We start from the raw sequence: 21,551 nt of genomic DNA, 5'->3' as shown, positions 1-21,551 counted from the left end.
GCATGATGCAGGAACAACAAAAATCACACAGCGATCTTGCGCCCGATGCCAGCCACCAGAATGTGCTGGTCGCGGCGGCTAACCCCCTGATTAACGCGATTCCACAGATCCGCCATTCGGTATCGCATGACGATCCGGCGCAACTGCGCCAGCAACTGATTGACCAGATTCGCCGCTTCGAGCTGAGCTGCCAGCAGTCCGGTCTCGGCTACGAAGTGATCATCGGCGCGCGTTACTGCCTTTGTACCGCGCTGGATGAGGCGGCGGCGCTGACCCCGTGGGGCAGCCGCGGCGTCTGGACCAGCAACGGCTTACTGGTGACGTTTCACAACGAAACCTGGGGTGGCGAGAAGTTTTTCCAGCTACTGGCCAAGCTGTCGCAGAACCCAAGACGCCACATTCTGATGCTGGAGCTGATCTACTTCTGCCTGCTGCTGGGGTTCGAAGGCCGCTACCGGGTGCTGGACAATGGCCGTTCGCAGCTGGAGACCATCAAACAGCGTCTGCTGCAGATGATCAGAAGCGTGCGCGGCAATTACGCGACGGCGCTGTCACCGCATCCCACCGATCAGCCGGTGCTGCGCAAGCTGTGGCGACCGATGATCCCGCTCTGGGCCTGCGCCGCAGTCGCCGGGCTGGCGGCCTGTCTGTTCTATATCGTGCTCAACTGGCGTCTGGGCGATTACACCTCGCCGGTTCTGGCCCGCATCTATCAGACGACGTTACCGGAAGTGAAGATCGGCAACCCTGCGCCGCCACCGCCCGCCACGCTCGACCTGCGCGGTTTCCTGAAACCGGAAATTGATGCCGGGCTGGTGGCGGTTCGTGATGAAGCGGATCGCAGCGTAGTGACTCTGAAAGGGGATGGGTTGTTTGCTTCGGCGGCCACCGACGTGCGCGGACGCTATGTCGACGTGATCCAGCGCATTGCCGCCGCCATGAACAACGTCAGTGGCCAGATTCAGGTGATTGGTTACAGCGATAACGTACCGATCCGCAGTGCGCGCTTCGGCTCCAACTTTGAGCTTTCGCTGGCACGCGCGCGGTCGGTACAGTCCCTGCTGCAACAGCAACTGGCAGATCCATCACGGGTGAAAGCGGAAGGACGCGGCGAAAGCAATCCGCTGGTGCCAAACAACAGCGCAGAAAATCGCGCACGTAACCGTCGCGTTGAAATCACACTGCTGGTGGCGCCGGATGCGACGCATGCCGAACTCAACGGCCTGGCGAGAGGGAACTGATCCATGCTGAATATTCTGTTTGCGGTGCTGACCAGCCGCCTCGCGTGGGGCTTCGTCGGCATCACCGCGCTCTCATTCATTATCTGGGTCATTGGCCCGGTCTTCTCAATCGTTGATTCGCGGCCGCTTGAACCAGAGCAGAACCGGATGATCAGTATCGCACTGCTCTATCTGGTCTGGGGTCTGGGGCAGGCGATCCCACGGCTTTACAATTACTGGCTCAACCGCAAGCTGATGTCGAGTCTGGAAACCGGCAAAAGCGATGCGCCGGAAGCAGATCGTCAGCGTCTGACCAGTGAAGAGCAGGTGCTGGCAGGGCGCTTCTCTGAAGCCACAGAGATGCTGAGAAAGGCGCATTTTCAGCGCCACAGCAGCAAGGGTACGCCGTTCTGGGCGCAGCGCTTTGGCCGCCAGTATCTCTATCAGCTGCCGTGGTACATGATCATCGGCGCACCCGGTGCCGGTAAAACCACCGCGCTGGTCAACTCCGGCCTGCAGTTTCCGCTGGCGGACAAGTTCGGCAAGTCGGCGCTGCGCGGCATCGGCGGCACCCGCAACTGCGACTGGTGGTTCACCAATGATGCAGTCCTTCTCGATACCGCCGGGCGCTACAGCACCCAGGAGAGTCAGCAGGATAGCGATGCCAGCGAATGGCATCATTTCCTCGACCTGCTGCGTAAATATCGCGGACGTCAGCCAATTAACGGTGTCATCGTCACCCTGAGCGTATCCGATCTGCTGAGCCAGTCGCCCGAGGCACTGCGCAACCAGGCGCTGGCGCTGCGTCAGCGTCTGATGGAGCTGCACGATCGTCTCGGCATCCGTTTCCCGGTCTATGTGCTGGTCACCAAAGCTGACCTGCTTAAAGGCTTCCGCAGCTACTTCGGCTCGCTGGACAAAGCCCAGCGCGAACAAATCTGGGGGTTCACTTTTCCGTGGGCGAAGGCATCTGCCGCCGATTTTGAGCTGAACAGCCAGTTCCAGCAGGAGTATTCACTGCTGCAACAGCGACTTGATGCCGGACTGGCCGACCGTCTGCTGATGGAGAGTGACGCCCAGGCCCGGGCGGAAAGTTATCTCTTCCCACAGGAGTTTGCGGCGTTACGTCCATTACTGGCAGACGCACTTGATACGCTGTTTGCCCGCTCCGATTTTGAAACCCAGTTCGCGCCACGCGGCATCTATTTTGCCAGCGGCACCCAGGAAGGACTGCCGTTTGACCGGGTGATGGGCGAGCTGAACCGCGCGCTGAATCTGCCAGGCCAGCAGGCGGGCGAATCAGGCAGATGGGATCAGGTTGATAAAGACGCGCCAATTCCGCAGAACAAAGGCCAGAGCTTCTTCCTGAAAGGAGTGCTGGAAAATGTGATTTTCCAGGAGTCGGGCCTGGCGGGCAGTAATCGCTGGTGGGAACTGCGCAACCGCGCCGGATTGTGGTCGGGGTATCTGGCGCTGCTGGTGCTGCTACTGGTGGCGGGCGGACTGTGGCTTACCAGTTACAGCAAGAACAAAACTTACCTGCAGGAAATGGCTGCTAAAGGGCCACAGGTTGAGCAACTGGGCAATCAGCTTCAGCAGCAGGTCAACGGCGATCTCTTTGCGCTGGTGCCCTATCTCAACACCCTGTTGCACCTGCCAGAAAGCGCCGACTTCTCGCTGGAGTCTCCACCGCTGACGCGCCGCATGGGGCTTTATCGCGGCACCGAGGTCAGCGATGCAACCCGCGCGCTTTACGACAAAGCACTGAAACAGCTGCTGTTGCCGCAGGTGGCACAGAACATCACCCGCTGGCTGCGTAATGACACTGGCAGCGATGCGGACTACAGCTATGAAGCGCTGAAGGCGTATCAGATGCTCTATCAGCCGAAGCACTACGATGGCAAATTCCTGCAAGCCTGGCTGATGCTGAATCTCTCACGTGAGCTGCCGCAGAACGTCACGCAGCAGCAGGTAAAACAGCTGGCGTGGCATCTGCAACAGCTGCTGGAAACGCAGATCCACTCGTCGCCCTACGCGAAGGATGACGCACTGGTAAAGCGCGAGCAGGAAATGATTAATCAGATGCCGCTGTCACAGCGGGTTTATGGACGCCTGAAGCGCCTGCTGCAACGGGATGACAGCCTGCAACCGGTCACGCTGGCGTCGCTGGGCGGGCCTCAGAGCGAGCTGGTGTTTTCCCGCAAAAGCGGTAAATCGGTTAATGACGGGGTGTCCGGTCTCTATACACCGGACGGTTACTGGCAGCATGTCGATAAGCAGATTGCCCCGGTAACGCAGGCACTTTATCAGGACGATCTCTGGGTACTGGGCGGTGCTGCGCCGCAACAGAAAAGTGAGCAGACCGATCTCGCGGTGCGTCAGCTCTATGTGCAGGACTATATCCGCCAGTGGGAGCAGTTTCTGAGTGATATCCAGCTCAACAGCAGCGCCGACCTTTCGCAACGTATCAACACCGCGCGTCTGCTGTCAGGCAATCACTCGCCGCTGCGCCAGCTGGTCATCAATCTCAGCAATCTGCTGACGCTGAACCGGGCGCAACCCGATGAGAAAACCGCGCAGGCAGCAAAACCGTCGGATAACAGCGCCACCCGTACTCTGGAAGCGCTGTTTACGTCACCTGAAGCGAGCGCTGCGCGTGGACAGGCGGCAACGCAGGTCTCTCCGGAACAGGCCGTTGCTGTGCACTTTGCGCCGATCCTTGAGCTGGCACAGCCGCTGCAGCAGGGCAGCAAGGTGCTGGCGGTGGATGACTTCCTGCACCAGATTGACGACCTTTATCGCTACCTCACGGCGGTGCAGGATGCCGCCAACAGCGGAATGCCGCCACCGGCCAGCGATGCGATCAGTCGTCTTCAAGCCAGTGCCGGAAGACTTCCCGGTTCGCTACAGAATATGGTCTCCAGCATGGCGGTCGGCGCCAGCAGTGATGCACAGCGCCGCGACATGGATAACGTCCGTAAACGTATCACGATGGAGGTGGGCAGTTTCTGTCGTCAGGCGATCGCCGGTCGTTATCCGCTGGTGCGCTCCGCGCGCAGTGAAGTGACACCTGACGACCTGGCCCGGATGTTTGCGCCTGGCAGCGGCATGATGGACAGCTTCTTCCGCGACAACCTGGCCAGCAAAGTCGACACCACCAACGCATCGTGGCGCTTTACGCCAGGTATTGACGGCAAAACGCTGCCGGGTGGCGAAGCGCTGCTTCGTCCTTTCCAGCAGGCGCAGTCAATTCGTGATGCGTTCTTTGCCAACGGCGCAACCACGCCAGGCTTCCGCGTCACGCTACGCACCGTAAAAATGGACAATGACATCCTCAACCTGACGCTGGATGTGGATGGTCAGCAATTGCGTTACAGCCACGGGCCGCAGGCCGTGCAGATGGTCAGCTGGCCCGGCCCTGGCGGCACCAGCCAGGTGCGGATGCAGCTGGGCCTGACCAACGGCACCACGTCGACGCTGGTCACCAGCGGCCCCTGGGCGCTCAATCGTTTCTTTGACCGCGCCCGGGTTACTGCTGCAGGCGGCCTGACCCGTGAAGCCACGTTCAGCGTGGAGGGCCATCAGGTCACGCTGTCGTTCACCCCTGGCAGCATTCGTAACCCGTTCCAGCTTCCCGGCTTTAGCTGCCCCTGAAACAGGACCCGACAATGACTCATTACGCTGCACCCTGCTGGTACGGCAAATTGCCCAGCGCAGGTGACTTTGTGAAGCGCCGCTTTCCTGACGTGCTCTATCGCCAATGGTCCAGCTGGTTTCAGGTGGGCCTGCATCACTGGCAGAGCAGCCAGGAGAGTGAAAACGCCCCGTCGCGCCCGTTCCTTAACGCGCCGGTCTGGAATTTTGTGGTGCCGCCGATGCTGGGCAGTCAGCTGATCCAGATGGGCTGCCTGATCGCCGCACGGGACAGCGTAGGGCGTAACTATCCGCTCTGCGCGCTGCGCCACTTCACCCCCGCCGAGTGGTCTCCCGCGCTGCTGGCCCGCTCCGGCGAGTGGTATCAGCAGGTGGGCAATACGCTGCTGCGGGTGGTGCAGGGTGGCGGATCGCCGGAACAACTGGATCAGGCGCTGATCAGCATTCCGCAGCCGCAACCGCCGCAGGAAGCGGGCGAGTCATCAGATATTCTCAACGTCATCGGGCATGGCGACACGCCCTCGACGCTGAACTGGGCGCTGCCGGGCGAGAACTTCGACCCGCAGTTTTACACCAGTTTCTGGTGGACCAATCAAAGCGACGGCTTCCCGCTTTATACCCAGGTCCACAGCGGTAACTTCACCGCTCAGCTCTTTTCATTGCTGTTTGATCCGGCCGGTGGGGCAAAGCCGGGACGAAACGGACTTTATCCCCCGATGTTTGAATCCTGAGGCGACACGCATGACGATGAATACAGAGGCCTTGCTGGCTCCGGTCAGTGAAGAGAATCCCGGCGGCGATAACCTGGAGTACGACGCCGATTTTCAGGCGATGGAGCAGGCCAGTGCCGGCAAAGCGGAACAGCAGTTCGGCGATACCATCATTCCCGCGGAACCCGCCGACTGGAACAAAGTTGAGAAGCTGGCAATAGCCTTACTGGGCCGCAGCAAAGATTTGCGGGTGATGCTGGCGCTGACGCATGCCTGGACGGAGCTGAAAGGGTTGCCGGGCTATGCGCAGGGTCTGAAGCTGATTGAACAGGCGCTGCTGCTTTACTGGGAGCCGCTGTGGCCTCGTCTGGAAGAGTACGGCGAACAGGATCCCTTCTACCGTATCAATGCTCTGGCGTTGCTGGGTGACAAGACCTCCCTGAGCGGCGCGGTGCGTCAGTGCTGGCTGCTGCGCTATCCGTCCGACGGCATCTCGCTGCGCGATGCTGCCGCCCTGTGTGACGGCAGCAAAACCGAAGTGGCGGATTATCCCGGCGGCCTGCCGCGTCTGATCGACGAACTGGCACGCGGCGACCAGCCCGGCATTGAGGCGGTACTGCAGATTCATGAGCGGCTGCAGACCATCTGCGAAACCATCGCCGAACGGCTGGGCGAGGCGGCAGTGCCTGAACTGATACAGATGCGCCGACAGATTGCACTGATCGCCGAACGCTGCCAGGCCACGGACCTCAGCCAGCTGATTCCCACCGCAGCGGCGGAACAGACCGCAGAAGCCGCTGCACCGGCGGCTGTCGCAGCGGCCCCGCGCGCTGCAGCGGACTGGCGCACGGTACAGATCAGTTCCCGCGCCGACGCGCAGCTGATGCTGGAGAAAGTGAAACTGTACTTCACCCAGCATGAGCCGAGTCATCCGGCCCCGCTGATGATTGATCGGGTACAGCGCTTAATCGAGCGCGACTTTCTGGAGATCATCCGCGAACTGGCACCCGATGGCGTTCATCAGCTGGAAACCATTTTCGGACGTCGCGACTAAGCAGGCGTGACCCACTCACACAGCGGGACCTGCGCGCCTGCTGTGACACATTATCCGCGCATCATTGATGGAGAAAACCATGGCAACAAGCAAATCCAGTGGGCAGAAGTTCATTGCCCGCAATCGCGCGCCTCGCGTCCAGATTGAATATGACGTGGAAATTTATGGCGCGGAACGCAAAATCCAGCTGCCGTTTGTGATGGGCGTGCTGGCGGATCTGGTGGGTAAACCGCTGGAGCCGCAGCCGGGCATCGACGAACGGAAATTCCTGGAGATCGACATCGACAACTTCGATGAGCGCATGAAAGCGCTGAAGCCGCGCGCCGCGTTCCAGGTGGACAACACCCTGAATGGCGAAGGCAAGCTGAACATCGATCTCACCTTTGACAGCATGGATGACTTTTCGCCGGATGCGGTGGCTCGTAACGTCGAGCCACTGAGCAAGCTGCTGGAAGCGCGTACCCAGCTGGCGAACCTGCTGACCTATATGGACGGCAAAAACGGTGCGGAAGAGCTGATTGGTAAGGTGCTGCAGGATCCTACGCTGTTGCAGGCCCTGACCCATCTGCCAAAGCAGGATGAGGCCACTGAAGGTAAGGAGCCGCAGGCATGACGCAGACTTCACAACAACCGCAGTCGCAGGGCGCAGCCAGTTTCAGTCAGGATGAGTTCAGTGCGCTGCTGAATAAAGAGTTCCGGCCAAAAAGCGATCAGGCGCGCGCGGCGGTCGAAAGCGCGGTGAAAACTCTGGCGCAGCAGGCGCTGGAAAACACCGTCACCGTCTCCAGCGATGCGTATCGGACCATTCAGGCGCTGATTGCGGAGATCGACGAAAAGCTGTCGCAGCAGGTAAACCAGATTATTCACCACCCGGAGTTTCAGTCGCTGGAAAGCGCCTGGCGCGGCCTGAGCTATCTGGTGAACAATACCGAAACTGACGAGATGCTGAAAATCCGCTTTATGAGCATCTCCAAGCAGGAGCTGGGTCGTACTCTGAAGCGTTACAAGGGTGCCGGCTGGGATCAAAGCCCGCTGTTCAAGAAGATTTATGAGCAGGAGTATGGTCAGTTCGGCGGCGAGCCGTTTGGCTGCCTGGTGGGTGACTACTACTTCGATCATAGCCCGCAGGATGTTGAGCTGCTGGGTGAGATGGCACGTATCGGTTCGGCCGCGCACTGTCCGTTCATTACCGGTACCGCGCCGGAAGTGATGCAGATGGAGTCCTGGCAGGAGCTGGCGAACCCACGCGATCTGACCAAGATCTTCCAGAACACCGAATATGCTGCCTGGCGCAGCCTGCGTGAATCGGAAGATGCACGCTATCTGGGTCTGGTGATGCCGCGTTTCCTGGCGCGTCTGCCTTATGGCATTCGTACCAACCCGGTCGACAGCTTCGACTTCGAAGAGCAGACCGACGGTTCCGATCACGGCAACTACACCTGGAGCAATGCCGCCTACGCCATGGCCGCCAACATCAACCGCTCATTTAAAGAGTATGGCTGGTGTACGGCGATCCGCGGCGTGGAGTCGGGCGGTGCAGTGGAAAACCTGCCGTGCCACACCTTCCCGAGCGATGACGGCGGCGTGGACATGAAGTGCCCGACCGAAATCGCTATCAGCGATCGTCGCGAAGCCGAACTGGCGAAAAACGGCTTTATGCCGCTGGTGCATCGCAAAAACTCTGACTTCGCCGCCTTTATCGGTGCGCAGTCACTGCAGAAGCCGATGGAGTATCACGACGCCGATGCCACCGCCAATGCCCGTCTGGCGGCGCGTCTGCCTTACCTGTTCGCCTGCTGTCGCTTCGCGCATTACCTGAAGTGCATTGTGCGTGACAAGATCGGCTCTTTCCGCGAGCGCGACGAGATGGAACGCTGGCTGAACGACTGGGTGATGAACTACGTCGATGGCGATCCGGCTAACTCCTCGCAGGAGACCAAGTCCCGCAAGCCGCTGGCCGCTGCCGAGGTGAATGTGGAAGAGCAGGAAGATAACCCAGGCTATTACGCTGCGAAGTTCTTCCTGCGTCCGCACTATCAGCTGGAAGGCCTGACCGTTTCGCTGCGTCTGGTTTCTAAGCTGCCGTCACTGAAGAATGACAATGCTTAAACGTTGAGTCGCAAGGTTTTCAGGCGCGAAAGGGGTTTGCGCCTGATGCCTGACAGAAAGTTTGCTGAAATGAGTGTCAGGGAGGATGACAGCATGGTTAAAAAGCTAGTCCTGTATTTATTACATCTCCTGCTGAAATTTATTTCTGGCCTGATTTTATTCAGCTGTACAGGTTATTTCATTTTCTTCTGTGACTGGAATGTCACGATAATGATGAAAATAATTAACGGTATTCTGATTACTCTTTCAGTCACTGTTTCGTTAGGTTTTTACTGGGCAGGAGATAAGCTAAGAAGAATTTATTAAGTGCTTCTCTGCTTTCTGAATACAAGGTGAAAACCTCGATTCCGCATTATGAAAAGATGAATATATATTGCCCGGCTTAATGTCTGGTAATTCGGTATCTGAAATATCGTTTATGACGATATTTCAGAAGCAAGGCAAAGGTAAAATATGGACTGTTTTATTCAGCCCCATGCTTTTCTTTTTGCCATATCCTTGCTTTTTTGAAAGCAATAATCTCAACCAATAAAGAGTGAAAGATAATGGCTATTGATATGTTTATGAAGGTTGACGGTGTTACTGGCGAGTCGAAAGACTCAAACCACACTGGCTGGACCGATATTACCTCTTTCTCATGGGGTGCCTCTCAGCCAGGCAACATGTCTGTTGGCGGCGGCGGCGGTGCCGGTAAGGTTAACTTTAACGACCTGCACGTGAATGCATTAATCGATAAGTCAACTACGGCGCTGCTGAAGAACTGCGCAAGCGGTAAGCATCTCGCTAAAGTTGAACTCTCTATCTGTAAAGCGGGCGGCTCTCAGGTTGAGTATGCACGCATCACCCTGGAAGACGTTCTGGTGACCGCTGTGAATTACAATGGCTCCGACAACGGCGATACCCTCGGAATGACTTACTCCTTCCAGGCATCCAAAGTGAAGCAGCAGTACTGGGAGCAGAGCGCTTCCGGCGGCAAAGGCGCAGAGAGCAGCGCAGGCTGGGACATCAAAGGCAACAAAGAAGCGTAATAAACGACGCCTCCGAAAAGGGGGCGTATCTTCATTAAAATTAATGAATTAATGCAGTGGTTATACGTTTTGCTCATTTAATTGCAAAAGGAGGTTGTTTATGGCTGAAAAAAATTCAATTGAGCCGGGATTTTGTGTTGTTCAGCGTCCGGGAAGACTGACTGAGCAGGCAATGTGGCTTTATGGCACGCGCAATATGTCTGCCGCGAACTATTTTTTGCAATTAAATGCTGATGTTGCATGGGCTAAACCAGGCCAGATTTTAATCGTTGCTGACCCTGACGGTAACAATCATCCTGCAGCCATGCGCACTCTGGAAGAGGCTAAATCCAGAACCAATAATAGTGTCACTCATCTGACGGTTGATGAGGCTGATTTCTTTAACCGCCATTATGCCTCTATTGCTGCAATTACCAACTTTATGGATAAAGCCTCAGGTATCATAGGTGACGCAGGCGAGAAGTATTTTAATGAAATTGGCAATAAACTTACCGCCATTGAAAATGCCTATCGTAATCAATATCTGACATCTGGAACATTGTTCGGTCAGCAGTTTTTTGTTGAGCGGAAGCGGTTGTTTGGTGAGCTTGAAGTGTTACTGAATCGTTTATCCCGATTTGTGCTGAATTTGCGCCCCTACGAGAAGATAAAACATGCATTAAACCTTTCCAGTTCCTCTATCATCCATGATTGGCAAACGGCAGGCACAACAGCAATACGTGGTTATTCGACCTATGTAGATAGTGCAGCCAAAGCAGCAAAATTCATGAAAATGGGTGGGTGGGTTTCGATAGGATTTAGTGCTGTAAATACGACTAATGAGGTTTATCACAGTTGTACCAAAGAAAGAGAAAATGAATGCTCTAAAGTGGCGGTGAAAGAGTATTCTAAGTTTGCAGCAAGCACGACTGCAGCTATCTTAGGTGGTGCGGCGTCTGCAACACTTGCAACATCTGCCTGTGTGGCACTGGGTGTTGCAACCGGAGGCATTGGTGCGTTAGCTTGTGGAATAGTTGGTTCCACAGTGGGTGGTTATGGCTCTGCTAAGCTGGGTGAAAAAGGGGCGGGTATTTTGATGGATAAGATTTTATGATTTGGTATGATTTTTTTATGTATGGCAGCTTAATTTTATCTGTTTTAGTTATTTCGCTGCATGTTTATACTGCGTGGTTCTTTAGAGTTAATCAAAAAGCTTATCAGGATTTTATCAATCTTTATCAAAGTACAGGGTTGCAACTAGACTTGACCACTAAAGTTGCAAACCATTTGGGATTCTATGCTAATTATCAGAAAGTAGCATTTTTCATGAATCTCAGAAAGGGGCGGAAAATGCGTTTTTCTAAGTCTGAAAATGTCAGTATTCAGGCCTATGAATTTGTGCAGCAACAACCCAGAGAGAAAATGGTGTGGATGGAAAAAACGCTCCACCTTTACCAGTTTACATTTTTCCTGACCGTTGGCTGGGCTGTTTTTATGGCAGTTTTCGTTTATGTATTTAACTGAGGTTAGGGATAAGACTGCAGCAATGCCCGAGGGCGTGTGACACTCTGACGGCAATATCTGCTCTGATACCTGTCACTTCCTGGGTGGTGCAGAAAATGGTAGTTTTGTTCCTGATGTTGCCTCCCTGTGGATACTGAAATGAAAAAGTTACTGATTTTACTGGCTCTGACGTCATCTCCTGCGGCGCTGGCGATAACGCCTCCTGCCCCTGACTCGTTTAAACAACCGCAGATTTTCAGCAACTGGCTTCTCAACCGTTGCGCAGGTAGAGCTACCACTGACAAGGCTTTCACTGATGATGCCTTTAAAAGCGCGTCAGCCTGGTTAGAGATAAGCCATCTTCCCGTTGAAGCATTCAGCGAGGGCGATAAGTTAATCAATGACTATCTGAAGATGAACCTTACAGGCTCGGTTTCAGGAAATTTCAATATGATGAAATGCACGCTACTTGCGCAAAGCCAGGATGCTGAATCTCTCTATAATAAATATAAAAAATAATTTCTTTTTTGTGGAAAGCTCTAGGGGTTCAGTAACGCTAAATATCATAAATGAATTTTCATAGAAGATGTTTTTAGTTAAATGTAATCGCGTATTACAGCTGAAGCTCAGCATGATAGTGACTCGTAAATGGAATCAACATATGATAAAGAAAATAATCCATATTATTATCATGGTGCTTATTGGTTTGCCTTCATTGTCTTTAGCAAAATCAGTTTCACACTTTGAAGGAAAAATATTCAAGGCGGATATCACCTATAGTTGTGAGGAAGGTAATCTTACCTGTGATAACGTTTCGCTCAAGTCCAGAAAAGTAAAAGATAATTCTTCAATTGTCCTTAAAGGCGAGACCATCAATACAAATTGCCCTGATGTCTGCGACTTCAGGGGATATCGCTTTACGAATGGAAAGTACGAGTATTCTTTTTATCCCAGTCAGAAGGGCGATAACCTCTGGGATTATATCGTGACATTCAAGGGGAATGTTATTGCTCAGGATGTTGGCGTGATGAAATAAACCGCTTATAAAGTGCTGCATAATGAGCCTGCCCATTTGCTCAGGCATGGGTAAGTTATTACAGGTAAAGATTTTAATGAGAACATGTTTTTCTATATTGCTGTCTATCACGGTTATGTATGTTTCGCCCGTCCACGCAATGAGTGATTGTTCAAAAGGGAATAACGACCAGGAAGTTTACAATTGCGCCCGGAAAAACAGAAGCCAGACTGAGATTGATTTAAATAAAGAATATAAACTGGCTAAAGCCAGAGTTGAAACTCTTTTTGAAGGTGATAATAAAGCGCTTAGTCAATATATGAGTACATTAACTGACGCTCAACGAGCGTGGCTACAGTACCGGGATAATGACTGTAAACTGGCTTCTTATGTTGCAGATAAAGGAAGTGATTTAAGTAACGCTAATTTTAATATGTGCACTTCTGAGCTTAACGAGCAAAGAGTCATAAAGCTTAAGTTGATTCCCTATCATTGATCGTTAAGAGTGCTGAGATAATTATGAAAAGAATAAGTAAACTGATTTTGATCGGTGTGTCCCTTTCCGTAAGTGCTTCAGCGATCGCTGATGAGACCTGTGCAAAACAGCCTTCAGACGGCACGCTGTTTCAGTGTACTGTTCAGCAGAAGACGCTGGCGGAAGATGACCTGAACAAAGCGTATCATACGGCTAAAAGGCGGATTGTACAGATGTACGGCACACAGAAAAAACTGGCTGATGACTATGTCGCAACGCTGGTAGATACCCAGCGCAACTGGCTGAAGTATCGTGATGGACAGTGCAGGCTGGAGGCCTTTGCGGCTGAAGAAGGCAGCAATGCGAGTGCGGTGGCGACTAATCTCTGTGTTATCCGCATCGATAAAGAGCGTTTTGCTCTTCTGAAACAACTGCCTTACTGATGATTTTCCTTGCTCAGGCTTTACAAGTCGGGCACGACATTCTCTTTAACTATCGCGCATGGCGTTACGCTTTAATCCCGTTTTTTTCAATGCCTGTAAATGATTCTGAATAAATGCTATTTAAGCAAGAGAGTCTCTGGTGCTCATAATAAGATTATCTTTGAATTTATTTTAATTATTACCCTGTTCGTTAGTTAAAAATTAACCTTTAACGCAATGTTATCGGCTTAACTAAATATGATGGCTTTTCTGTTTATAAGTCTTAATTAACCGCCAGCTATTTAAGAAAACCAATTCTAAAATCTCCCGCTCCCTATACCCCGCGCCTTTCCCTGAGAGGTGCGCGGTATAGATGCCGAACCGCTAACCGCAGGAATCCGTTATGCGCTTTACGATAATAACGACTAAACCGGGCCAACAGCCGCCTCAGACTCATTGTGATTTCTTCCCGCCCGGCGGCACCATTGGTCGCGGCGTGGATAACAATCTGGTGCTGCCAGATGATGACCGGACGCTCTCCCGCCTGCAGGCGATTGTGCACATCACCGCGAACGGCGAATGTCGCCTGACCAACCGTGGCAATGTGACACGTGTGCTGCTGAACGATATTCCACTGGAGCGTGGTCGGCAGGTTGAACTGCAGGATGGAGACATTCTCGGCATTGATGATTATCAGCTGCTGGTCAGCGACCTCAACGGTGATCATCAGCCGCAGATGGAAAGGGCCGCTCCTCGTCCTGAACCCGTGCAGCCCGCTGCACCTGTTCGCGAACCTGCAGCCGAAAAAGACAGCACCACCGCTGCCATTCCCAGCGAAATCTGGGACAGCCTGGCGAAAGAGTTTTCGATTTCAGACGATCTCTCTAAACGCAAAGCGGTGCCCGAGATACCGGATGCCCATCCGCTGACCACGCCTGCTGCGGCTGACCGGAATCCGGAAGATCCGCTGGCGCAACTGATCAACGATGCGCCGCTGGATTATGGTCAGCAGCCTAAAAGCAGCAGCCTGTTTGATGACGGCGATGCGCTCTTCGCACAGCAGAGCATTTTTGACGATCGGACGCCGAGCACGCTGTCGGCTCAGCAGCATAACGCGCCAAAGCAGGCTGAAGCGCCCGCCGCTGAACTGGATCCGCTTAGTCTGTTTGACGGCGAGAGCCAGACTGATGTGCGCAACCATGACGATCCATTAGGACTGATGATGGGCAATGCGGTGCCGCTGGCACAGCCTGAGCTGCCGACAGCGAAACCGTCCACGTCGCCGGTATCGCCTCAGCAAGAGGCAAAACCTGAGCCGGTTACTGCACGCGCACCTGAGCAGGTCTCCGTCAGCCTGAACGAAATGGAAAACTCACCGCTGTTCAGCGGTATCGACTTACCGGTTGATGACCAGCCTCAGAGCCAGGTGCACAGCGAAGCCCCACGCCAGGCGGATGACGCGGAGTCCAGCCAGCCAGACGCGGTGAATCCGCAGAACGACTACGGTGGGATCACGCTGCCCACGCCGCAGGCAGTACAGCGCACGCCATCGCCAACGCCAAAAGGGCGACTGCGCATCGATCCGGTTGCTTCCGGTCATCATCATGCCGCTGCAGTTCCTCCCTCAACACCGAGCCAGAGCAGCGGCGACGCCCTCAAGGGCGAACTGCTGGATGCGCTGCTGGAAGGCATGGGCCTGCGTGACCTGCAGCCGACGCCACAGTTTGATCGCGAACAGATGCTGCAGTTTGGTCAGATGCTCAGCATGTTCTCACAGGGCACGGTGGCACTGCTGTCGTCGCGTTCGATCCTCAAGCGCGGCGTCAAAGCCGACATGACGGTGATCCTTGATGATGCCAACAACCCTTTCAAGCTGCTGCCGTCGGGTAAAACCGTATTAATGCAGATGTTCGGCAGCCGGATGCCGGGCTTTATGCCGCCGCGTCAGGCGGTGCGTGATGCGCTGATCGATCTGCAGGCGCACCAGCTGGGCATGATCGCCGGTATCCGCGCCATTATCGCCTCAATGCTGCAATCCTTTAACCCGGAGCAGCTGGAAGAAGAGGCTCGTCAGGCAGGTTCAGTGTCACGTATTGGTCTGCCGGGCAGCCGCAAAGCAGCACTGTGGGAGCATTTTGTTGAGCGCTACGGCGAGACAGCGGGCGAGATCGAAGACGACTTTCATACCCTGTTTGGCGAAGCGTTTCTGCACGCCTATGACCTGGAAGTCAATCAGTACAAAGACTCACAAACCCACACGGATGACGCATGAATATCACTATTGCCTCGACGTCCAATCAGGGCGATCGCGCCAGTAATCAGGATCAGATCGGTGATGTCATCGGTACGCGTTCAGCCTGCTTTGTCGTCTGCGACGGTGTAGCCGGGTTTCCCGGCGGTGACAGGGCGGCCGCCATCGCCCGCAGCAGCCTGCTACAGGCCTTTGATGGCGATGCGCACCTCAATGCGCAGTCGATTCGCAACTACGTTAATCACGCGAACCACGCCATCCGGCAGCAGCAGAAAGCCAGCAGCGAACACAGCCGGATGGGGACCACGCTGGTCAGCCTGTTCATTGACCGCGACTACCATCTTGCCTGCTGGGCCCATGCAGGCGATAGCCGCCTCTATCTGTTTCGTCGCGGCTATCTCTATCTTGTCACCACCGACCACAGCCTGGTGCAGCAGATGAAAGATGCCGGACATCGCACCGAAGGCATCAACAGCAACCTGCTCTATTTTGCGCTGGGGATGGGTGATGAGCAGCGTGACGCCAGTTACAGCGACGTGGTCGAAATCGAAGATGGCGATGCCTTTTTACTATGCACCGATGGTTTCTGGCATGGCGTTTCGCTGGAGCAGATGCAGCAGTCACTGCACATGGTGAACACACCGGAAGAGTGGCTGACGCTGATGCAGCAAATCATCAAAAACGATCAGTCGGATCAGGGGCAGCAGGATAATTTCAGCGCGCTGGCCGTCTGGATTGGATCGCCCCAGGACACCACCTTGCTGCACTCGCTCTCTGAAGCGGCGCAGTTCTTCCCTCTGCGAGATTGAGAACGCCAACATGAAATATGGATTACTGGGTCTGGCTGCGCTGGTGCTCAGCACGCAGGCTTATGCTGAAAACTATCGCATCGTACAGTCCCCGGCACAGAAACTGGATGTCTGGATTGATGACGTCAAAAACAATCAGCTGTCGAGCTGGTGTAACAGCACCATTAACCTGCGCATCGTGACGATGGGTGAGAAAAACCCGACTGTTTTAAAAGAGTTCTTGCCACGGGTAGCCGGACTGATGGCCACGCAGTGTAAACCGCTGCAGCAACTGCACTGGCAGCTGACCGATCCAGAGGGCAGTGAGATCGCCACCGGCAGTGCCGCTCGTGCGCAGCAGTGGAAAACCGTGGTGACGCCAGCGGCACCGCAGCAGCAACAGCAACAGCCAACCACGGCGGCCGTGCCTGTTGACGCTCTGCGCAATGCCGCCCAGGCGGATACCTCGCCGTGGCTGCAATTCAGTCTGCTGGATGGCTGCCATTTCCGCACCTGGTGGCAGCATCCGGCGCAGGGTAGCGCGCTGTTTGTTCCCGCAAAACAGGGGCTGGTCTGCGGTTCTGACGGCTGGCTCAGCGGGCAAAGCCGCCTGACTCAGCAAGGTAACGGTGCATCTGCGGCAATCGGCGTGACCTTCCTGCAGGGTTTCCCGGTGACGGGCCTGAGCAATCAGTCATCCACGGCCGAACTCCACATCACCACGGTCAATAGCGAGCGTATGGTGCTGAGCAACGAAAAATCCCCTGACAGCTGGCTGGTTCTGCCGTTCAGTAACCGTTTTAACGGCTGGCAGGCGGTGCGTCAGGTGGTGGTGCAGATGCCCGCCAGCGAAGCGGCTGATGAGAGTGCGGTTCAGGCGCGTCTGCAGGAAGTTCGCAAAGTCTGGTCACCGTGGGTCAGTGGGGATGGCACGCTCAGCGTGCAGCTGGTGGAAAAACTGCATCCTGAACTGAAAGATCCCGCCGCTGCGGTCTATCGCACCCTTAACTGACGCAAAAGGAGTTTGCATGGAATCCTTACAACACCTTCTGGCTAACGCCACGCTCGGCGAAACACTGGCTGACGTCACCCGCCAGATTCAGGCGAATCCGGCAAATGCCGATCTGCGGGCTGCCTTTGTGCAATTGCTTTGCCTGTCAGGTAACTGGTCGCGCGCGCAGACGCAGTTGCAATCCTGGCTGGCGTTAAGTCCGCAGGCGCAACCAACCGTCAATCTGTTGCAGCAGGCGATCGCCGGTGAACTGCAGCGTGACGCGGTACTGCGCGGTGAGGCCGATCCGGTACTGCCGGGCAGCGCCTGGCACTGGTGCGACACACTGCTGGCCGCCTTACAGGCCGACACCGCGGGTGATGTCGCGCGCGGCACTGCACTGCGGGCTGAGGCACTCGACCTCGCCGACGCCAATCCCGGCACCGCCACCCAACAGGATCAGCCAACCGCATTCAGCTGGCTGATGGATGGCGACAGCCGTTTCGGTCCGGTGTGTGAAGTGATCAATCAGGGGCGTTACTACTGGATCCCGTTTGCCGCCATTCGTGAGATGCAGTTCCAGGCGCCTGCCAGCGTCACCGATCTGGTGTGGCGTCACACACGCGTGCAGCTGGTGGATGGCAGCGAGCAGGTGTGTCAGATTCCGGCGCGCTATCCGCTGCTGGCGGGTGCAGACGAGCGTTTTCTGCGTGCCAGCGTCACCGAATGGAAGCCACTTGGCGATGATACGGATCAGTTCATTGGCCAGGGACAAAAAATGTGGCTCAGCGACAGCGCGGAATTCTCGCTGCTGAGCCTGCAGCAGGTCACGTTCGACAATACAGAGTCTGCCGATGAGTCATGATTCAGGCGCGCACAATGATGGCTATGCCCAGCTGCACGGCGGCTTTCGCGCGCGCAAAAAGCGCGATGCGTTGACCGCCCGCGACAAGCTGCAATCCTCATTGCTGGATCGCCTGACCGACAACGCGCCGGACAAGCAGCAGGAGGCGGAGAACAGCATGCTGATCAGCCACAGCACGCTGCGTCGCCACGTCCTGCGCGATCTGCAGTGGCTGTTCAACACCATTAATAACGAAGCGCAGCAGGATCTCAGTGGTTTCGATCAGGTGCAGCGCTCGGTCTGGAATTTCGGCGTTGCGCCGCTGGCCGGGCAGAACGTCTCCGATATTGAATGGCAGGATATGCAGCGCAAAATGACCAACGCCATTCTGCACTTCGAGCCGCGTATTCTGCCGCAGGGGCTGCAGGTGCGCTGCGTCAGCGATCTCGGCTCGCTCAGCCTGCACAACGTGCTGTCGATTGAGATCAAAGGGCGGCTCTGGTGTGTGCCTTATCCACTGGCGTTTCTGTTCCGCACTCAGGTTGATCTGGAGAGCGGCCATTTCGAACTTCAGGATGCAGGATAACCATGGACAGCAATCTGCTCGACTACTACAACCGTGAACTGGCCTACCTGCGCGAGATGGGGGCAGAGTTTGCGACGCGCTACCCGAAAGTGGCGGGACGTCTTGGCATGCATGGCATTGACGTGGCGGACCCCTATGTGGAACGGCTGATGGAAGGGTTTGCCTTCCTGACGTCGCGCGTGCAGCTGAAGATGGATGCGGAGTTTCCGCGCTTCTCACAGCGTCTGCTGGAGATGATTGCGCCATCTTATCTCTCGCCAACGCCCTCCATGGCGATTGCGCAGCTGACGCCGGACAGCCGCAAAGGTGATATCACTCAGGGTTTCCGGGTGCCGCGTGGCACCATGATGGAGAGCCAGAACCTGAAAAAAACCGGGGTGACCTGCAGCTACTCCACCGCACACGATGTGGTGCTGCATCCGCTGCGCATCACTGAAGCCAGCCTCGGCGGCGTGCCAGGTGATCTGCCTTCTGGCGAGCTGAAACTCACGGGCCTGGGCGCGGCAAGTGCGCTGCGCATCCGTATCACCTGTGAAGGGATCTCCTCGCTGAGTCAGCTCAACGTCGAGGACCTGATGCTGTTCCTCAGCGGCCCGGATATTCAGGCGCTGAAGCTGCTTGAGCTGCTGATGCAGCATCGGGTAGGTATCGTGCTGCAGTCGGTAGAGAAACGGCCACAGCGTCAGGTGCTGACAGATGACGCCCTGCAGCAGGAGGGTTTTGCGCCAGAGCAGGCGCTGCTGCCCGACGACCTGCGCAACTTCGACGGCTATCGTCTGTTGCAGGAATATTTCGCTTTTCCGGCACGCTTTCAGTTTATCAGCCTGAGTCAGCTCGGCCCGTTTTTGCGCCGCTGCGACAACGCCACAGCGTTCGACATCATCATCCTGCTCGACAAAGCGGACAGCGCGCTGGAAAGCGTGGTCGATCACAGCCATCTGGCGCTGCACTGCACGCCGGTCATTAACCTCTTCCCGAAAACCGCCGAGCGTCTGAAGGTCAGCGACAGTCAGCATGAATATCATCTGGTAGTGGATAACATCCGGCCGCTGGATTATGAGGTGCATTCGGTGCAGCGGCTGTTTGCCACCGTAGAGGGCAAGCGGGAAGAGCAGGTATTCCGCCCGTTCTGGAGCACCTTCAGCGGCGATCAGGGTGACTATGGCGCCTACTTCTCGCTGCGCCGCGAACAGCGCACCCTGTCAGAGCAGGCACAACGTTATGGCACGCGCACCGGCTACATCGGTTCAGAAGTGTTTCTGTCGCTGGTGGATGAGCATCATGCGCCGTGGCGCGACGACGTGCGCTATCTCTCTGCCGAGGTGATGTGTACCAGCCGCGATCTGCCGCTGATGCTGCAGCAGGATCAGGGCAACTTCGTGATGCCGGATTCCATTCCGGTGTCGGAGCTGAAGCTGTGCAAAGGACCGACACCGCCGCGTCCGGCGCTGGCAGAAGGCCTTTCGGCCTGGCGGCTGATCAGCCATCTGCAGATGAACTATCTCAGTCTGATGGACAGCAGCGACGGGGAAGGTGCGGCGGCGCTGCGCCAGTTGCTGAGCCTCTACGCTAATCTCGCCGAAGCGCCGGTTGCCCGCCAGATTGACGGCATTCGTCACTGTACGCTCAGCGCGGTAAACCGCCGTGTGCCTGAGCCAGGGCCGGTGGTGTTTGCGCGCGGTGTCAGCATCACGCTGGAAGTGGATGAGCAGGCGTTTTCGGGTGCCAGCCCATGGCTGTTTGGCAGCGTACTGGAGCGGGTTTGTGGCCGGCTGGTGGCGCTGAACAGCTTCACAGAATTCACCCTGAACAGCCAGCAGCGCGGGGAAGTGGGCTACTGGCCACCGCGCATGGGCAGGAAAGCGCTGATATGAGTGGCGAAAAAGTCATTACGCTGCCGCGTCTGACCCGACTGCCGGATGATTTCTGGCAGAAAGTCATGGCCGCGCCGTGGCGCTACGATCTGTTTCAGCTGCTGCGACGGCTGGACGCGCAGGGCGGTCAGCGCTATCCGCTGGGCCGTGCGCCGCTGCCGAAGTTCGAATCGGTACGCATCGGTCAGACGCCGTCACTGGCGTTTGCACCGGCCACCGTCGCCAGTGCCACCCCGCGTGAGGGTTCGGAGCGTCATGAGCTGTCGATCTACAGCTTTGGCCTGTTTGGCCCCAACGGCCCGCTGCCAACCCATCTGACCGAATATGTGCATGAACGCATCGTGCATCATCAGGATCACAGCCTGTCGGCGTTTGCTGACCTGTTTCACCACCGCGCCACGCTGCTGTTCTATCGTGCCTGGGCGGATGCGCAGCCGACCGTGTCGCTGGATCGTCCCGACGACAGTCGCTTCCTGAACTATCTCGCCTGTCTGGCGGGCATCGGTTTGCCGGCCCAGCAGCAGGCCAGCTCGCTGAGTCTCCATGCCCGACTGATGCTGGTGGGCCATCTCAGCCGTCACGGTCATGATGCGGAAGGGCTGGTGCGCATTCTGCGCCACTACTTTGGCGTACCGGTCCGGCTCACGCAGAACCTGCCGCACTGGCTGACGCTGGACAGCCGCGATCAGGCCCGACTGGGCGCGGGACGTCACATGCCCCGGCTGGGCGCCTCCGCGTTTCTCGGTGTGGCGGTACGTGATGTGCAGCACCGTTTTCGCCTGCACCTGGGCCCGCTCAACGCCGCGCAGTATGCCCATTTTCTGCCGGATGCGCCCGGCGCGCAGGAAGTGCGCGACTGGGTGCGTCACTACCTTGGCATCGAAATGCAATGGGATCTCAGTCTGATCCTGGCCGCTGACGAGGTGCAGGGTGTGGCGCTGGGCGGCACTGCCCGACTCGGCTACACCAGCTGGCTGGGGCAGATGCCGCAGCCGCACGATCGCGAAGATTTCATGTTTGAGGTTGAGGCTGCTTCACGCTAGCCCAG

At 56.1% G+C, this 21,551-nt stretch carries 20 protein-coding genes; all 20 read left to right on the top strand.

The window, feature by feature from the left end; genetic code table 11:
* Positions 1-2: 2 nt before the first annotated feature.
* The 20 genes from EE896_RS11530 to tssG all read left to right on the top strand — a co-directional run bounded on the left by EE896_RS11530 (position 3) and on the right by tssG (position 21,546).
* Positions 3-1,241, top strand: a complete 1,239-nt coding sequence (locus EE896_RS11530) for a DotU family type VI secretion system protein (protein ID WP_140916474.1) — start codon at positions 3-5, stop codon at positions 1,239-1,241.
* 3 nt (positions 1,242-1,244) lie between these two features.
* Positions 1,245-4,874, top strand: a complete 3,630-nt coding sequence (gene tssM, locus EE896_RS11525) for a type VI secretion system membrane subunit TssM (protein WP_003853316.1) — start codon at positions 1,245-1,247, stop codon at positions 4,872-4,874.
* Positions 4,875-4,888: 14 nt separating this feature from the next.
* Positions 4,889-5,605 (top strand): type VI secretion system-associated protein TagF, encoded by a 717-nt coding sequence (gene tagF / locus EE896_RS11520; RefSeq protein ID WP_003853313.1) that lies wholly within the window; start codon positions 4,889-4,891, stop codon positions 5,603-5,605.
* Positions 5,606-5,621: 16 nt separating this feature from the next.
* Positions 5,622-6,638: a type VI secretion system protein TssA gene (gene tssA / locus EE896_RS11515; RefSeq protein WP_033743189.1), complete on the top strand. Its 1,017-nt coding sequence runs from the start codon at positions 5,622-5,624 to the stop codon at positions 6,636-6,638.
* Between the two features lie 79 nt (positions 6,639-6,717).
* A complete protein-coding gene (tssB, locus tag EE896_RS11510) occupies positions 6,718-7,251 on the top strand; it encodes a type VI secretion system contractile sheath small subunit (RefSeq protein WP_008925979.1) in 534 nt (177 codons plus the stop codon).
* Positions 7,248-8,747: a type VI secretion system contractile sheath large subunit gene (gene tssC / locus EE896_RS11505; protein WP_003853307.1), complete on the top strand. Its 1,500-nt coding sequence runs from the start codon at positions 7,248-7,250 to the stop codon at positions 8,745-8,747. Before tssB ends, tssC begins: the two co-directional genes overlap by 4 nt.
* A gap of 545 nt (positions 8,748-9,292) precedes the next feature.
* Positions 9,293-9,775, top strand: a complete 483-nt coding sequence (locus tag EE896_RS11495) for an Hcp family type VI secretion system effector (RefSeq protein WP_003853303.1) — start codon at positions 9,293-9,295, stop codon at positions 9,773-9,775.
* 100 nt (positions 9,776-9,875) lie between these two features.
* Complete coding sequence (locus tag EE896_RS11490; protein ID WP_140916475.1) at positions 9,876-10,868, top strand: hypothetical protein; 993 nt, start codon at positions 9,876-9,878, stop codon at positions 10,866-10,868.
* Positions 10,865-11,278 carry a hypothetical protein gene (locus EE896_RS11485; RefSeq protein ID WP_140916476.1) on the top strand — a complete coding sequence of 138 codons (414 nt, stop codon included), beginning with the start codon at positions 10,865-10,867 and terminating at the stop codon, positions 11,276-11,278. Before EE896_RS11490 ends, EE896_RS11485 begins: the two co-directional genes overlap by 4 nt.
* A 138-nt stretch (positions 11,279-11,416) precedes the next feature.
* Positions 11,417-11,776, top strand: coding sequence for a T6SS amidase immunity protein Tai4 family protein (locus tag EE896_RS11480; protein WP_140916477.1), 360 nt, complete (start codon positions 11,417-11,419; stop codon positions 11,774-11,776).
* A gap of 142 nt (positions 11,777-11,918) precedes the next feature.
* A complete protein-coding gene (locus EE896_RS11475) occupies positions 11,919-12,293 on the top strand; it encodes a hypothetical protein (RefSeq protein WP_105099293.1) in 375 nt (124 codons plus the stop codon).
* 22 nt (positions 12,294-12,315) lie between these two features.
* Positions 12,316-12,768 carry a lysozyme inhibitor LprI family protein gene (locus EE896_RS11470; protein WP_225613734.1) on the top strand — a complete coding sequence of 151 codons (453 nt, stop codon included), beginning with the start codon at positions 12,316-12,318 and terminating at the stop codon, positions 12,766-12,768.
* 23 nt (positions 12,769-12,791) lie between these two features.
* The gene (locus EE896_RS11465) at positions 12,792-13,190 is read left to right on the top strand and encodes a lysozyme inhibitor LprI family protein (protein WP_140916478.1); all 399 of its coding nucleotides are present in this window, start codon (positions 12,792-12,794) and stop codon (positions 13,188-13,190) included.
* A gap of 382 nt (positions 13,191-13,572) precedes the next feature.
* On the top strand, positions 13,573-15,441 hold the full coding sequence (tagH, locus tag EE896_RS11460; RefSeq protein ID WP_140916479.1) for a type VI secretion system-associated FHA domain protein TagH: 1,869 nt from the start codon (positions 13,573-13,575) through the stop codon (positions 15,439-15,441).
* Positions 15,438-16,229 (top strand): PP2C family protein-serine/threonine phosphatase, encoded by a 792-nt coding sequence (locus EE896_RS11455; RefSeq protein ID WP_003853291.1) that lies wholly within the window; start codon positions 15,438-15,440, stop codon positions 16,227-16,229. Before tagH ends, EE896_RS11455 begins: the two co-directional genes overlap by 4 nt.
* A 10-nt stretch (positions 16,230-16,239) precedes the next feature.
* Positions 16,240-17,220, top strand: coding sequence for a hypothetical protein (locus tag EE896_RS11450; RefSeq protein ID WP_140916480.1), 981 nt, complete (start codon positions 16,240-16,242; stop codon positions 17,218-17,220).
* Positions 17,221-17,236: 16 nt separating this feature from the next.
* Positions 17,237-18,064 carry a type VI secretion system accessory protein TagJ gene (locus EE896_RS11445; protein WP_140916481.1) on the top strand — a complete coding sequence of 276 codons (828 nt, stop codon included), beginning with the start codon at positions 17,237-17,239 and terminating at the stop codon, positions 18,062-18,064.
* Positions 18,054-18,629, top strand: coding sequence for a type VI secretion system baseplate subunit TssE (gene tssE / locus EE896_RS11440; protein WP_003853285.1), 576 nt, complete (start codon positions 18,054-18,056; stop codon positions 18,627-18,629). Before EE896_RS11445 ends, tssE begins: the two co-directional genes overlap by 11 nt.
* 2 nt (positions 18,630-18,631) lie before the next feature.
* Complete coding sequence (gene tssF, locus EE896_RS11435) at positions 18,632-20,503, top strand: type VI secretion system baseplate subunit TssF (protein ID WP_003853283.1); 1,872 nt, start codon at positions 18,632-18,634, stop codon at positions 20,501-20,503.
* On the top strand, positions 20,500-21,546 hold the full coding sequence (tssG, locus tag EE896_RS11430; RefSeq protein WP_003853282.1) for a type VI secretion system baseplate subunit TssG: 1,047 nt from the start codon (positions 20,500-20,502) through the stop codon (positions 21,544-21,546). The genes tssF and tssG overlap by 4 nt, the downstream gene beginning before the upstream one ends.
* Positions 21,547-21,551 lie beyond the last annotated feature (5 nt).

Origin of the sequence: Pantoea eucalypti, from assembly GCF_009646115.1 — a bacterium.
Lineage (GTDB): Bacteria > Pseudomonadota > Gammaproteobacteria > Enterobacterales > Enterobacteriaceae > Pantoea > Pantoea eucalypti.
The sequence above is the reverse complement of the archived record's forward strand: the minus strand, read 5'-3'. Positions and strand labels throughout refer to the sequence as shown.